We start from the raw sequence: 15,342 nt of genomic DNA, 5'->3' as shown, positions 1-15,342 counted from the left end.
CTATAAAGCCATCACAATGAGAATACTTAGACTATTTTATACAGTGCTTATAGTTTGCGTAATATGCGGCACAAAAGTTTATTCGCAGCAAAAAAAGGTTGTAACTGTTAGCGGTACCGTATTGGACAAGGTTGCCAATATTGAGCTGCCCGGCGTAACAGTTGCCGCAGACGGTAAAGGCTTGATACAAACAGATGGTAAAGGCCGCTTTACCGTAAACGTTGCCGAAAATGCAACCCTGTCATTTTCATTTATGGGTTATGCCACCCAAACAATTAAAGCCACCGCCGCAATGAAAAACGTGGTGATAAACATGAGCGAAGATAAAAAAGCCCTTAACGAGGTAATTATCGTTGCTTATCAAAAGCGTTCAAAAGAAACCACCACCGGTTCGGCAGTAAATATAGGTGGCAAGGATATTCAGGACGTACCGGTTGCCAACTTTGAGCAGTTGCTGCAAGGTAAGGTTGCGGGCTTAAACGTGCAGAACAACACTGGTGCGCCCGGTTTCCGTGGTTCGGTACAGGTTCGTGGTCTGTCAACGCTAAGCGTGCAGGGTAGCGGTAACGAGTCGTTCTTACAGCCTACATCACCACTCTATATTATTGATGGTGTGCCGCTTGATGCTGACAAAGCTTCGGAGTTCGGTTTTCAAACCCAGGGCCCGGGTGTAAGCCCGTTATCATTGATACCGGTTGAAGACATCGAGAACATACAGATCATGAAAGATGCGCAAGCTACTTCAATGTATGGCTCACGCGGTGCTTATGGTGTAATTATCATTACTACAAAAAGAGGTAACTCAAAGGTTCCAAGGGTACGTTTTACATCAAACTTCTTTGTTGAGGCGCCGCCAAAACTGCGTGAAACATTGGGTGGTAATGCCGAGCGTCAGTCAAAGATCCAGCAGATCCTCTCAAACGCACGTACCGTGGAGCAATTGCAACGATTAGGTTTAACAGACTTTTTGGCCGACAGCTTGAACGCTTACTGGAACAACTCTACCGATTGGCAATCAGTTTTTTATGCAACTACTTATAACCAAAGCCATAACCTTGCGCTTGATGGCGGCGACCAGCGCTTTAACTATAAAGCCAACGTTGGCTATTTTTCGCAAAAAGGTGTAATTAAAAATACCGGTTTTGACAGGTATAACCTGAACATGAACATGGAGTTTAAACCGAATGATAAGTTTAGGTTCTTCGGTTCACTGTTTGGTTCGGTAGGTAACCAGGCCAAGGGCGATGGTGTGGGGCTGTTGCAATCCGGTGTGGCCGCTAACGGGCAGGCTTCAACATTGCTGCCGCCTCCGTCATTCTACCTGTCATCAAACGCAGTAACCTCGGCGCTACAAACTAACAACAGTAACAGCTCGCGCAACCTGCGTACCAATGTTGACGGCAGATATGAGTTTATACCCGGGCTGGCCTTGTCATCAAGCATAAGCTATGATTATACATCAGATGCCGAGGCTACGTTTACACCGGCTGCCGCTAACTCACAATACGCAAAAGTGTATGATTTTGAAGGACGTAGCTTTACTTTATATAATCGTAATGGTATTACTTACGCTAAAACCTTTGGTACCGATCATACTATATTCGTAAATACCTTTAATGAAATATATAAGCAAGGCGCGCAAAGTGGTATCATACGCCAGGAACGCACACCTAATGATCAGTTGCAGGGCCCGATAGGTTATGATGCTTATTACTCACGTGGCGGTGGTGTATTATCAAACTATCGTAACGCTACAATCGCATCATTTGCCGGTTCATTCACTTATGATTACCAGAAAAAATATGTAGCTGAATTTTCATATCGACTGGATGGTACCTCATCAAACGGTTTGGAAAATCCTTACTCAAAAAACCCTGCCGTTGGTTTACGCTGGAACTTCAATAAAGAGAATTTCCTGAGTGATCTTTCATGGTTGAGTTTTGGTAGCTTACGTTTAACATGGGGGCAAAACATTGTGCCAAGCGGTACGCTGCAAAGCATCTATGGTGTATATAACCTTAACGGTAACTTCAATAATAATCCAACCATCGGCATAAACTACGGTTTTATACCAAACCCTGCGTTAAAGCCAACAACAACTACACAATACAACTTTGGTTTTGACCTGGGTTTCTTCCAGGAAAAACTGACTGTAATATTTGATACTTATTACAAGCATGTTGATAACCTTTTATTTGACAGGGGGCTATCAAATGTTACCGGGTTTAATTTATTAGCCAGTAACGATGTTGGTATTGCTAACTACGGCTATGAGTTAATGATAACGGCCAGGCCTATTACCAGAAAAGATTTTAGCTGGACAGTATCAGTTAACGGTGCTATCAACCGCGATATGCTACTTAAATTACCGGTTGAGTACAATGGCCAATACATTAGGTTTGATAATAGCGCCTATCGCCAGCACCTTGTTTACCGTGTAGGTAAAAATACTTTATCAAACTACTTACGAATAAATCAGGGTGTTTATGGCTATGATACCGACGTACCGGTTGACCCGGTTACCGGTAAACGCTACCAAACCAACGGTACTGCGTTTGAAGGCGGCGACCCGATATTTAAAGATGTAAACGGCGACTATATTCTTGATGACCGTGACTATGAAATTACCGGTAACTCACAGCCTTTGGTAACAGGTGGTATATCAACCAATATAACTTACAAAAATTGGGGATTGAATGTGTATGGTTCATTTACAGCCAACAGAACGATATTGAACAACTCCTTGTCTGACCGTATGGCGATAATGCGCGATCCGTTCTCGTTACTGGCGGTAGTACCACTGTCAAACCTGAATATATGGCGTAATCCGGGTGATGTTACCCGATATCCAAATCCTTATGATTTTGCACGCTTTGACCAGATACAGCCATTGCGTCCGGATCAAACACTGTGGGCTGAAGAAGGAACATACTTTAAGCTTAACAATGTAACCTTATCGTATATGTTTAACAAAAACGCTATCAGAAGGTACGGGTTTAATAACCTGCGGGTATATTTCTCAACCAATAACCTGGTAACTTTCTCAAGCTATTCAGGCCCTAACCCCGAGAACGTAACAACATTAGGTCGTGATATATCAAACGGTTATCCGGTTGCGCGTACCTATAACCTTGGTTTAAACCTTGAACTTAATACAGGTAAATAAAACAGCAGTCATGAAAAAGATCATCATATTTATTTTGATAGTTACAGGAAGCTTCTGTTTGCCTTCTTGTAAAAAATTCCTGAACATTCAGCCAATTGATAAGCTGACAGGTAATAACTTTTACCAGTCAAAAGACGACGTGATAGCCAATATCTACGATATGTCTCGCAGGTTTTTTGGCAAGATCAACGAAACTCACTTTATAGGTGCTACAGGCGAATATCGCTCAGGCGAGGTATTGCATGAAGCGCAGGCTGATAACGGCCCGGCCCGTGCCTACGTTGAAGTGCTTGGCCGTAATGACCTGATTGGATTATTAAGCGGCGGAAAGCCCTGGGATGGTTTTTATAACTTTGGCCGAATAACCGATTGGACAGGTTATTACCAGGTTATACAAAGCGCTAACATTCTTATTGAAAAACTTAATGAGGGTATACCCGGGGTAAATGCAACTGAGGCCAATCAATTCAAGGCTGAGGCAGCTTTCATACGTTCATTATCCTACTTTTTTATGGTAAGGTTATACGGCGATGTTGCTTACTACACCGATGCTTTTCATTCAGAGCCGATAGGGCGTGAAAACATGGTTTCGGTACTTAACAAATGTATAGCCGATCTTAAAACGTATAAAGACTTTTTGCCCTGGACTTATTCAGACCCTGCTTTAAAAGGTGTACGCGCAAGCCGTGGTAGCATTATTGCCCTGATAATGAACATGAATATGTGGAACGCCGGTTTTGACCGCGCTAACGCCACAAAATACTACCAGGAAACTGCTGATTTAGGGCGTGAGTTAGTAAAAAGTAATGCCTATAAACTGCTGCCTATTGAGCAGTGGTCTACAGTAATAAAAGGCCGCTCTGACGAGAGTTTGTTTGAATTTTACCGTAGTATAAACTACGGCGACCAAAACTCAGCCGTGGCTCCTTTTGGCGATATGTTTTTGCATTATCCATACAAACGCCCGGAGTACACGCACCGCGTAAGCTTCGCGTATTTCAGAGGCGAGTATATGCAAAAGTTATATCCAAACGCGTCAGATAAAAGAGCGGAGATTTGGTTTGACGAGGATATTTATGCTGATAACGGCAGGTTTATGATGTTGAAATTCGCAGCTAACTCGTTTGCAAATGGCGAGGAAGATGCCAATCCCGACAATACATTCCTGATATTCAGATACGCAGGTGAAATATTGCTTTGTGCAGAGGCACTGGCTGAATTGGGTGAAAATGGTGATGCTATAACCATGCTCAACATGGTACGAAAAAGGGCCGAGGCACCATTGTATACATCAGGTGACGATCTGAAAGATTTTATTTTTCTTGAACGCTCGCGTGAGCTGATGGGCGAGGGGCACCATTATTTTGATCTGGTGCGCACACGCCGTATCCTTAGCAGCCAATGGTCATACAACGTATTAACGCTTGATAAATTTAACCGTGGCGCCTGGACCTGGCCAATAAGCAATAACGCATTAACAAACAATCCTTTCATGACGTTGAACGCGTACTGGGTAAACGGAGGCAATTAATAATTAACAGAAAAATGATAAAAAATATGAAAGCTATATTGATCGTTTGTGTCGGCCTGTTGATTGTACTTGCCGGGTGTAAACGCGACGAATATTATATAGATGGCGGTAAGGCACAGGCTGATTTTCCGGGTAACATGATGGAATACCTGGAACAAAAACCCGTGCCGTTTGATACCATTGCACAGATAGTAAAGCTTGCCGGTATGGAAGATACCTTTCGTAATGCTGACTTTACTTTTTTTGCCCCTGATGATGATGTTGTTAAGCGCACAATTGGTTCATTTACCCGTGGTGGTCTTAACAGGGATCTTTATGAAGAGGGTCGTGATACAGTGAAGCAACTTTCAGACATTAGCCCTGTAGTATGGCGCAAATTTTTAACGCGCTATATGTTTGCCGGCGTAAACCGTTTAAAGGATTACCCGCAGATAGATCTTAACCTGCAAAGCCAGTACCCCGGCCAGCTTTATTATAGTACGGGTAATGAGGTATGTAACATTGGCGTAATATATGGCGATGCAAATGGTGTGAGATACATAGGTCCGCGAAGGCTGCACATCATGTTTGTGCCTGATGTCGCGAATCCAACCGCCACATCTTATCCTACATACATATCTTCATCAGATATAAAACCGAGAAATGGTGTTGTGCACACATTGGCCTATTCAGGTGCGTATTTCGGATTTAATTACAACGAATTTTATAGTGATGTATACTTCACCGGTTTAACATCATCTGGTAACTAACGGCAATATTGTAACATATGAAAAGAACGATATACACGATCATACTTTTAGTAGCCATTATTGGCTCACAGGGATGCCGTAAGGAAAAAGTTGAGCTTACCGATCCTTATGCTGACGGTAAAGACGCTTTAGGAATAAACCTTAACCGCGACGCTGACCCGGTTCCGGCAGCCGGCAGCCCAGGTACTGAGGTTACTTTTAAGGTAACCGGCCTTATGCCATATAAAGATAAAGCCCGCTTTATGTTTAATGGCGAACAAGCTGAAATAGTGTCAATAACTGATGCTGCAATTAAAGTTAAGGTGCCTGAATGGGGCAGTACCGGTATCACATCAATAGTTATTGATGACCAGTTGGTGATAGGGCCTGAATTTAAAGTGAACGGTTTGGTAAATATTGATCCCTCATTCCGTACAACGGCCGGTACTAATGGTTCTGTAAGCCAGGTGTTTCCGCTGGCTGATGGACGTAACCTTGTAATAGGCTCATTCACTAATTACGATAACAAGGGCATCATTATACCTATAAACCGCATAGCGCGTACATCAGGAGATGGCGAGTACGATCGTAGTTTCCGTACAGGCAAGGCTGCAAATGGTTCGCTGTCAAGCATTATCGAGATCAGTAATAAATATTATATATCAGGTGGTTTTAGCGGTTATAACCAACGTACCGAAAATGTGAGCAACATCACGGCGTTAACCAACACCGGCGCTATCGACTCAGTTGGTATAAAGGTGTATAAAAGGCCAACCTCAACAAGCTCTTCTAATGATACCTTGAAGTGGTTCCCTAAGTTTAACGGCGGTACCAACAACTATATTGATAAGATTTACAGGCATCAGAACAAAATTTTGGCAGTAGGTAATTTCAGGTATTATGTAAGCCGCACATATGGTAAACCCAATTACGATTTTACACGTGATAGCGTTATACTTGATAGTACCGAGATACGCCAGGTGCTGCGTTTTAACCTTGACGGCTCGCTTGATAAAACATTCCGTTTTAATACATCTACCAATAAAGGTAATGTATCAGCTAACGGCCCGGTTGCATCGTACATGCATACAGAGGGTGCTAATAATGAAAAACTGGTATTATTTGGTCGGTTTACCACATTTGATGGCAAAACAGCAGGTAACATTGTGCGCTTAAATGTTGATGGCAGCATTGATGAGTCATTCCAGACCGGCGTAGGCGCTGATAACACTATCTCATCATTAACCTATAACAGTATTACCAAAAAGTACCTGATTACCGGTGTATTTCGCAACTATAACGGAAAACCTGCTCTTGGCATGGCGCTGCTGAATGAGAATGGTACCCTTGATGAAACATTCAGCGTTAAACCATTCGATAATTATATTGGCTTTAGCAGGCAGCTTAATGATGGTTTGATCGTTATTTCGGGTGGCTTCAAAAAATACAATAATATAACACGTAACGGTTTTGCTGTGCTTACACCAACCGGCGAACTTGCCAGGGGGTACAATGCCACAGGGCCTTTCAGAGGATATTTGAATGATGTTGTTGAAACCCAATCAGCCGATGGCAAAAGGGCCTTATTACTTATTGGTGGCTTCTACAAGTTTGATAATGAAGACCGCTACAACATAGTACGAGTAACAATTGAATAATACACCAAATTATAATACCATACAGATGAGGAAATTGAAAACAACAAAAGCAGTAGCATTGCTGTTCATCTGCGCCTTGTTAACCGCTGCCATAGTATCCTGTAATAAGGATTTTGCGCGGGTGCTGCCAGATAAAGAGTATAATGATTCGGTGAACGTATTATACGGTAAACGTAAAGTGCTTTACCTGATAGTTGATGGTGCCCGCGGCGCCTCGATAAGCGCAGCCAATGTGCCTAACATAAAAGCACTTTTGCCAACATCAATTTATAGCTGGGTTGGCTTGAACGATCCTGAATCAAAATCAGATGTGCGTAATTGGGCTGATATGCTTACAGGAGTAAAAAGCAACAAGCACGGCGTAGTAAGCAATGATCTGGAAGGCAACAACCTTGAACGTTATAAACTGATCTTTCAGAATATAAAAGAGGTAGATCCAACCATAAAAGTTGCATCGTTCTCAGCATCAAATACTTTTAAAACCAGTTTAACTACGGGTGCGGATGTTAGTGAAGCATACAGCACTGATGCCGAAGTTAAGGCCGCGCTTGTAAATAATATTGATACAGACACCGCATCGTTAATAATTGGTCATTTTAATGATATTGATGAGGCCGGCGCTCAATATGGATATGATAACTCGTTTCCGCAATATAAAGCCGCTATCGAAACTTTTGACAGCTATGTTGGTGAAATTATTAACGCCGTAAAAGGCCGTGAAAATTATACTAACGAAGATTGGATGATCGTGATTGCTTCGAGCGGTGGTGGTGAATTTGCCATACCGAGTAACCAGAACGATAACACTGTATTTAGCAATACCTCAGCCAATACGTTTACTATTTACAGCGCGCTGAAATATAAAACACGTATCATAACCAAGCCTTTTACCGGTAACCGTTATTTAGGCCGTACTGTACGCATGCAAGGCGAAGCTGTAAGAGCCGAAATAGATACCGCGGATGTATTTAACCTTGGGGGCGACACTTCTAAATTCACTATCGAACTGAAAGTTAAAAAGAATGGAGAGAAGTTTAACTGGCCAAGTATATTAGGTAAACGCCGCGAATGGTCAAGCGGGCACCCATCAGTAGGCTGGGTAATTTACCTTGAAGAAAAATACTGGTATTTTGAATTACGTGGCGTTAATGACATAAACGGCAATTACAGGCAATGCCGCGGCCGAGACCTGGAACCTGGCCAGTGGAAGAATTTAACAGTTAAGTGCGAGCTAAGAGGCGGCAGGCGCTACATACGTACCTACACCAATGGCCAATTTGATAATGAAATAGATATTACCGATGCAGGCAGTTTGGATAATAACGACAAATTAAAGCTGGGTTACATGAATGGAACTGGCCATGGTTCGCCTGATGTGTATTTAAGTGATATACGTTTCTTTAAAACCACACTTCCGGATGCCGCTATTGCTGAGTATGCCTGCCAGACAACCATTGACGAAGGCCATCCGTATTATACCTTTTTGGCCGGTTATTGGCCGGGTACTGATGGACAGGGTAATCTGATAAGGGATTTTGGTCCGCAAGCACGCGACTTTGAATTAATAGGCGATTACAAATGGGAAGATTTTAACGACCTGATTTGCCCGCCAAATGCTGCAACCCTTGCACAATATGTACCACAAACCACTGATATCCCCTCGCAGATATTAAACTGGTTCAGGATAGCAAGCAGGCAAAGCTGGGATCTGGACGGCCGTGTGTGGATAGATCAATAAACCGAATAGAAGAGATATAGCTAAAATATAACCATTATGAGAAAAGTTATATACGCCCTTACAGTATTGTGCTGTGCCGGGGTAATTATTGCATCGTGCAATAAAAATAAACTTGACAATGTTGACCCGCTTGACAATGAACAGCGCAGCGTTTCGGGCGAAGGCATTATTGCCAGCGGAGTAGTTGCCAGTAATGAATCAGTAAGGGTACCATTTAAAATAACACTTAACGCGCCGGCTAAAAAAGCATTCCAGGTAGGCATCGTTTTAAATACTGACACCATAGTGCAGTTAATTGATAATGGTACATTAAAAAATACAGTTGTTTTACCAAGCGGATCAGTTGATTATCCTAATGTAATCAATGTGCCGTATGGTGCTACAAGCGCTGTTGGCGAAGCTGTTGTGCGTTTAAATGTGCTCGAGAAAAATTATGGTAAGGATGTAGCTTTTGCCTTTAAACTTACTGAGCCGGGCAAGGGTAACCAAATAAGCGCCAAAAATTCAAACATAATGGTGATAATGGATAGTGATGCCCTTATCAAGGAAAGTGATATTCATTACATCTCTATACAAAATGGCAACGGAATACTTGATGTTGATTTTAACAAGAACTACAACAAATCATGGCCGGGTGGTATAACCATACCTATCTTTATAAATTTAGCGGGTAAACCGGCTGGCGCGTTTAATGTTAAGGTTGAGCTCGACAATGACTCATTAGCTACTTTAATAGCTAATAAAGTATTGCCTGCAAACACTATTGCTTTAAAGCCCGAAGAGTTTACGCTTGATACCAATATTCGTATCATTACAGGCTCGAGCGGAGCGGTAGCCCGTTTAACTATAGGCTGGCCTGTGTTTGATGCTAACATTATTGCCAATAAACGCTTTGGTTTTGTACTCAAGATCACCGATAATACCAAACATGTGATCGACCCGGTAAAAAACAATTTAGTGGTGTTGGTACAACCTACAGTTAACCTTGATAATAATTCCTATATAACAGGCAACGGAACCGGCCTTAAAGCCGAGTATTTTTCTGACTATCAATTCCTCGATCAGGATGGCCGCAAACCAACGCTTGTTAGGATAGAGGAAAATATAAACTGGACCGGTGATGGCCCATGGCAGTCAGCTACGCCGGGGATAAGCCGCGATAATTTCTCAACCCGCTGGACAGGTGAGTTTTTGGCACCTGTACGTGGCGAGTACAGATTTTTTCAAACCGAATGGGATGACGGAGCCCGCCTGTTTGTTGACGGCAAAACAATAGTTAACGATTTTACTGATAGATGGGATATCCCGGAACGTAACGGCACTATAGTGCTTGAACGTGGAAAGCGTTACAAAATAGAGGTACATCACCGTGAAAATGTAGGCGGCCAGCGTGCTATATTATCTTACGAAGTGAAGAATGCCACCGAGCCGAAAGATATTATTATCAGCAAGCGTGTAGTACCAATGAGCCAATTATTTCCGGCACCATTAAACTAATATATCAGATAATGAACATGAAAACATTTTTTAAAATTTCATCAGCCATTGTACTGGTAGCTATGCTGTCTGTTGGCTGCAAAAAGGAAAAGGAAGTAGCGGTTGTAGAAGTTGATGAACCGAAACCAACTGCAGGCTTTACAGTAGAAGTACCGGATACAATAGAATACAAAGGCTTTCAATTTAAAAGTTTATCAACAAATTATAAAGAGATTTTGTGGCAATTTGGTGATGATAGTACTTCAACTGAGGAATCTCCATATCATAAATATGTTTTTGATGGCGACTATCGTGTAAACCTTACAGTGCGTAATTCACAAGGCTATACGGCAAGTCGTGAAGTTATACTTAAAGTTAATGATCCAAATTTCGATCCTCGAAAAATCGGACCAAATTACTTTAAAACTGTTGGCGGTAAGCTTACCGTTTCTCGTGATAACCAGGGCGGGCCAGAAAGTGGTGAGGGATCATTAAAGCTGATTGATGAAAATTCTGATACCAAATTTCTGCAATCGGGCTTTGCAGGGGATTTAGTAATCAAATTTGAGTTAGACAGTGCCGTAATAGCAGGAGCATACTCATTAACATCTGCCAATGATGCTGATGACCGTGATCCTAAAGTTTGGACTGTACAAGGGTCAGAAGATGGCATAAAATGGATTACATTAGCATCGGCTACAGCATCTGATGATCCTAATAGTTCAGGTTATAAGTACAAATTTACTGCGCGCAGGCAAAGGAAATTCTGGCACTTTAATAACAATGTGGCTTTCAAATTCTATCGTATAAATATTAAGTCGAATTTTGGTAGCCGCGATTTCCAAATGGCTGAATGGAGTATGAATCAAAAACAACCTGATAAATAAATATTAGTACTTAAATCCATCACAAAAAAGCCGCTTAACTATCAATTAAGCGGCTTTTGAATTATTTATAAAGTGTTAATAATTGCTTGCCCTGGTTAGCAGCTCAACTTCCTCGCGTGATAGTTTTAGCTCAGCGGCCTTTGCAATATCGCCTAATTGTTTTACGCTGGTAGCGCTGGCAATAGGAGCGGTAATGCCGGATTGAGCAATAAGCCATGCAATGGATACTGTTGCTGCGGGTACGTTATGATTGGCCGCAACTTCATCCAAAGCTTCCAATATACGGTAACCCCGGTCATTCAGATATTTTTTGATACCGCCGCCTCGCTGACTTTTATTCAGATCAGCTTCTGAGCGATATTTGCCGGATAAAAATCCACTGGCCAATGAATAATAGGTAATTACACCTACATTTTTTTCGAGGCATAATGCTTTAAGGTCAGCCTCAAAACCTGCACGGTCATACAAATTATACTCAGGTTGTAAGGATTGGTAGGCGGCAAAGCCATTGTCTTCGCTAACTTTAATAGCTTCGGCAAGGCGGTCGGCAGTAAAATTGGATGCACCTATGGCACGTACCTTTCCTTCTTTTATCAACTGGTCAAAGGCTTGCATGGTTTCAGCAAGCGGGGTATCCTTATCATCATCGTGCGATTGATAAAGGTCGATATAGTCAGTTTGCAGGCGTTTAAGGGAAGCCTCAACCGCGCTGTTGATATAAGCTTTTGATAAGCCTTTCAAACCTTCGCCCATTGGTTTACCAACTTTGGTAGCCAGCACAATTTTATCACGCTTGCCTGTTTTTTTCAGCCAGTTACCAATAATAATCTCTGACTCGCCACCTTTATGGCCCGGTACCCAGTATGAATATACATCAGCCGTATCAACCAGGTTAAAGCCCTTGTCAACAAAAGCATCAAGTAATTCAAAAGATGTTTTTTCATCGGCTGTCCAGCCAAAAACATTGCCGCCAAAAGCAAATGGTTTTACCTGTAAGCCTGATGTTCCTATTTCTCTGTTATCCATTGTAATGTTTGTTTGTTGTTGTTTATTTGCTCGGCAAGCTCATCAACCCAACCCGAAAAGTAAGGCTCGCTGCCTGCCACACGTTCCCAATAACCGCGCTCATTCCGGGCAATTATCAATTCCAAAGTGCCGTCAATTGAACGGAATATGTATCCTTCGCCATAGCCTTCCTGGGCTATCACGCTAACAATTCCGTCAATTGGCCCGTCTGATCCTGTCAGTACCGCTTCTGTTTGTTCGTTCATCATAGTAGTTGTTTAAAGTAACGCACTTACGGCGCTGCCTGTTTATTTAAATATATGTTGTGACATTTATTTAACATTTCCTGCCTGGTAATATTAAACTATATGCTTTTGTTAAAACCATTAAATAAAAAGCATTGTTTGTATTTAATACATCTATGTGAATTATGAGAAAAAAGACTAATTATTTCCAGGTTGCCCAGAATGTGTGGGGGATGAAGGTAACCTTTGTTAATGTTTATATGATAGCCAACAGGAGAGGGGCAGGCAAGGGTTGGGTTTTGGTTGATGCCGGGTTACGCGGTACAGCTAAACGTATTATAGCCATGGCCGAGAGTATTTTTGGCCCCGGTACTAAACCTGCGGCAATAGTACTAACCCATGCTCACTTTGATCATGTTGGCGCGCTGGAGGAATTATTAAAAGTTTGGAACGTGCCGGTATATGCACACCCAATGGAGCTGCCATATTTAACCGGCCAGTCATCATATCCGCCTGCTGACCCGGGGGTAGGTGGCGGGTTAATGAGCCTTATCTCATGGTCATACCCTAACAAACCTTTAAATCTGGGTAATAAAGTTATTCCTATTGATAAATATGAAGGCATACCTGAACTACCGGAATGGAAAGTGATACATACACCAGGGCATACACCAGGCCATATATCCTTATTTTTACCATTAAATACTACACTTATTGCGGGCGATGCCTTTACTACCACACAAGCCGAATCATTAGTGCACGCACTTAACTTTAATAAAAAACTATCAGGCCCGCCAAAATACATGACAACCGATTGGCATGCGGCCGAAAAATCAGTACGTAAGCTTGCCGCTTTACAGCCACGTATTGTAGCCACCGGCCATGGTTTTGTTATGCGTGGTAAAGAGCTGCAAACCTCATTGAATTACCTGGCCAATAACTTTAGGGAACTGGCAGTGCCTAAGCATGGTCGCTATGTTAAGCGCGCTGCAATGGCCGATGAAACGGGTGTTAAATATGTACCATCATACACCGAAACGGCAAACCTTAAATTAAAAGCCGCCGCGTTTGCGCTCGGAGCAGCGGCGTTTGCCTTTATTATAACCAAAGCGGTAGCTAAAAGATAGTATATTTACCGGGTGGAAAATATTGTACCCGATAAACAAGTACTGATTGATGCCGTAACCATGAAAATGCCTTTTGGAAAATATAAAGGCACCTTATTATGCGATCTGCCGGTTTATTACCTTGAATGGTTGCACAATAAAGGCTTTCCGCCGGGTAAGCTGGGTATGCTGCTATCAACAGTGTTTGAAATAAAAACCAATGGTGTAACGCCTATACTTCTGCAAATAAAGGCGTACGTTGAGCAACAAAAAAAGCGATAGGTAATTAACCCATCGCTTTTTTTGTTGGCCTTGCCCGGCGATCATTCGCCACGCTTTAACCCGTATTTTTCAATTTTACTGTACAAGTGACTGCGCTGAATATCAATATCATCAGCAGTTTTTGATACGTTCCAGTTGTTCTTTTCCAGTTTGAATTTAATGAATTCGCGTTCAGCGAAATCCTTATATTCCTGGAAATTTTTGAACTGGTTAAAGTCCGTTTGTGGTGCAGCCGGTTGCGAACCGTTTACCGGTGTAGCCGGTGCAGAAGGGTTGGCAAATGAACGCACATCATTTTCGGTGATCATTTTGTCGCTCATGATGATGAGGCGCTCAACCATGTTACGCAGCTCACGTATATTACCTGTCCATGGTAATGATTTAAGAGCTTCAAGCGCACCGTCTGATATGCGTTTTGTAGGCATACCGTACTCTCCGCAAATCTCATCCAAAAAGCTTTGGGTTAACAGCGGTATATCATCCTTGCGATCAACTAAAGGAGGTACATGTATCAAAATTACACTCAGGCGGTGGTACAAGTCCATACGGAAGTTACCTGCTTCTATCTCTTTTAACAGATCCTTATTGGTAGCCGCTATAACACGCACATCAACATCAATTTCCTTTTCGCCGCCCACACGGGTTATCTTACTTTCCTGCAAGGCACGTAATACCTTAGCTTGTGCCGAGTGGCTCATATCACCAATCTCGTCCAAAAATAATGTGCCGCCGCTGGCCGACTCAAATTTACCTATACGCTGTTTTATGGCCGAAGTAAATGAGCCCTTTTCGTGGCCAAAAAGTTCACTTTCAATTAATTCAGACGGAATGGCCGCGCAGTTTACCTCAATGAGCGGGGCATTAACGCGGTTTGATTTTTCGTGCAGCCAGCGTGCAACCAACTCCTTGCCGCTACCATTTGCACCGGTAACCAGCACACGTGCATCTGTAGGGCCTACACGCTCAATGGTTTCTTTGATCTTGGCTATACCCTGCGACTCGCCAAGTATAGGCCTTACTTTTGAAACCTTGCGTTTAAGTGTTTTTGTTTCAACTACCAGGCTGCCCCTGTCAAGCGCGTTACGTACAGTAATAAGCAGGCGGTTAAGGTCAGGTGGTTTTGATATAAAATCAAATGCGCCTTTTTTGCTGGCTTCAACCGCGGTTTCAACCGTGCCATGGCCTGATATCATGATGAAAGGCAGGTCGGGTTTAATGGTTAAGCCCTCTTGCAGTACTTCCATGCCATCCATGCGGTTCATTTTAATATCGCACAGTACAAGGTCGTAATCATTGTTCTGGATCATCTCCAGGCCATCAACACCATTATCTACATCCTCAACCTGGTAATCTTCATATTCCAGAATTTCGCGCAAAGTGCTGCGGATCGCCCGCTCATCGTCAATAATTAAAATTTTAGCCATGTGTATAGTAGTTCGATAACTTGTTCGGTATTTTTTGAATGCAGATACAATAGAATTTGTATACTAATATATGTATACAAAAATAAACACTTTTGG

At 42.4% G+C, this 15,342-nt stretch carries 12 protein-coding genes; 9 read left to right on the top strand and 3 right to left on the bottom strand.

The annotated features are described in order from the left end of the window. Positions 1-16: 16 nt before the first annotated feature. Genes LJ707_RS04070 through LJ707_RS04040 form a run of 7 tightly spaced genes read left to right on the top strand, consistent with a single transcriptional unit; the run spans position 17 to position 11,184 of the window. Entirely contained in the window at positions 17-3,166 is a 3,150-nt protein-coding gene (locus LJ707_RS04070; protein WP_228949506.1) for a SusC/RagA family TonB-linked outer membrane protein, read from the top strand. 10 nt (positions 3,167-3,176) lie between these two features. Continuing rightward, positions 3,177-4,697, top strand: coding sequence for a RagB/SusD family nutrient uptake outer membrane protein (locus tag LJ707_RS04065; RefSeq protein WP_228949505.1), 1,521 nt, complete (start codon positions 3,177-3,179; stop codon positions 4,695-4,697). Between the two features lie 26 nt (positions 4,698-4,723). Next, positions 4,724-5,446: a hypothetical protein gene (locus LJ707_RS04060; protein ID WP_228949503.1), complete on the top strand. Its 723-nt coding sequence runs from the start codon at positions 4,724-4,726 to the stop codon at positions 5,444-5,446. Between the two features lie 17 nt (positions 5,447-5,463). Continuing rightward, entirely contained in the window at positions 5,464-7,083 is a 1,620-nt protein-coding gene (locus LJ707_RS04055; protein ID WP_228949502.1) for a DUF5008 domain-containing protein, read from the top strand. A 25-nt stretch (positions 7,084-7,108) separates the two neighbouring features. Then, on the top strand, positions 7,109-8,821 hold the full coding sequence (locus LJ707_RS04050) for an alkaline phosphatase family protein (RefSeq protein WP_228949500.1): 1,713 nt from the start codon (positions 7,109-7,111) through the stop codon (positions 8,819-8,821). Positions 8,822-8,857: 36 nt separating this feature from the next. Then, positions 8,858-10,318: a PA14 domain-containing protein gene (locus tag LJ707_RS04045; RefSeq protein ID WP_228949499.1), complete on the top strand. Its 1,461-nt coding sequence runs from the start codon at positions 8,858-8,860 to the stop codon at positions 10,316-10,318. Between the two features lie 11 nt (positions 10,319-10,329). Continuing rightward, positions 10,330-11,184 carry a PKD domain-containing protein gene (locus LJ707_RS04040; RefSeq protein WP_228949498.1) on the top strand — a complete coding sequence of 285 codons (855 nt, stop codon included), beginning with the start codon at positions 10,330-10,332 and terminating at the stop codon, positions 11,182-11,184. Positions 11,185-11,259: 75 nt separating this feature from the next. Here LJ707_RS04040 and LJ707_RS04035 read toward each other — a convergent pair whose 3' ends face one another. Both LJ707_RS04035 and LJ707_RS04030 read right to left on the bottom strand, forming a co-directional pair. Continuing rightward, positions 11,260-12,210 carry an aldo/keto reductase gene (locus LJ707_RS04035; protein ID WP_228949496.1) on the bottom strand — a complete coding sequence of 317 codons (951 nt, stop codon included), beginning with the start codon at positions 12,208-12,210 and terminating at the stop codon, positions 11,260-11,262. Next, a complete protein-coding gene (locus tag LJ707_RS04030) occupies positions 12,192-12,458 on the bottom strand; it encodes a hypothetical protein (RefSeq protein ID WP_228949494.1) in 267 nt (88 codons plus the stop codon). The genes LJ707_RS04035 and LJ707_RS04030 overlap by 19 nt, the downstream gene beginning before the upstream one ends. A gap of 161 nt (positions 12,459-12,619) precedes the next feature. Here LJ707_RS04030 and LJ707_RS04025 point away from each other — a divergent pair, with 161 nt between their 5' ends. Continuing rightward, on the top strand, positions 12,620-13,561 hold the full coding sequence (locus LJ707_RS04025; protein WP_228949492.1) for an MBL fold metallo-hydrolase: 942 nt from the start codon (positions 12,620-12,622) through the stop codon (positions 13,559-13,561). A 12-nt stretch (positions 13,562-13,573) separates the two neighbouring features. Then, complete coding sequence (locus LJ707_RS04020; RefSeq protein ID WP_228949491.1) at positions 13,574-13,822, top strand: DUF3820 family protein; 249 nt, start codon at positions 13,574-13,576, stop codon at positions 13,820-13,822. 41 nt (positions 13,823-13,863) lie between these two features. On the opposite strand, the gene LJ707_RS04015 is transcribed toward LJ707_RS04020, so the two are convergent. Continuing rightward, positions 13,864-15,246 carry a sigma-54 dependent transcriptional regulator gene (locus LJ707_RS04015; RefSeq protein WP_228949489.1) on the bottom strand — a complete coding sequence of 461 codons (1,383 nt, stop codon included), beginning with the start codon at positions 15,244-15,246 and terminating at the stop codon, positions 13,864-13,866. Between the last annotated feature and the right edge of the window lie 96 nt (positions 15,247-15,342).

It is taken from the genome of Mucilaginibacter sp. UR6-1, from assembly GCF_020880975.1.
In the GTDB taxonomy this organism is placed as follows: Bacteria; Bacteroidota; Bacteroidia; order Sphingobacteriales; family Sphingobacteriaceae; genus Mucilaginibacter.
This window is presented reverse-complemented; position numbering and strand designations above follow the sequence as displayed.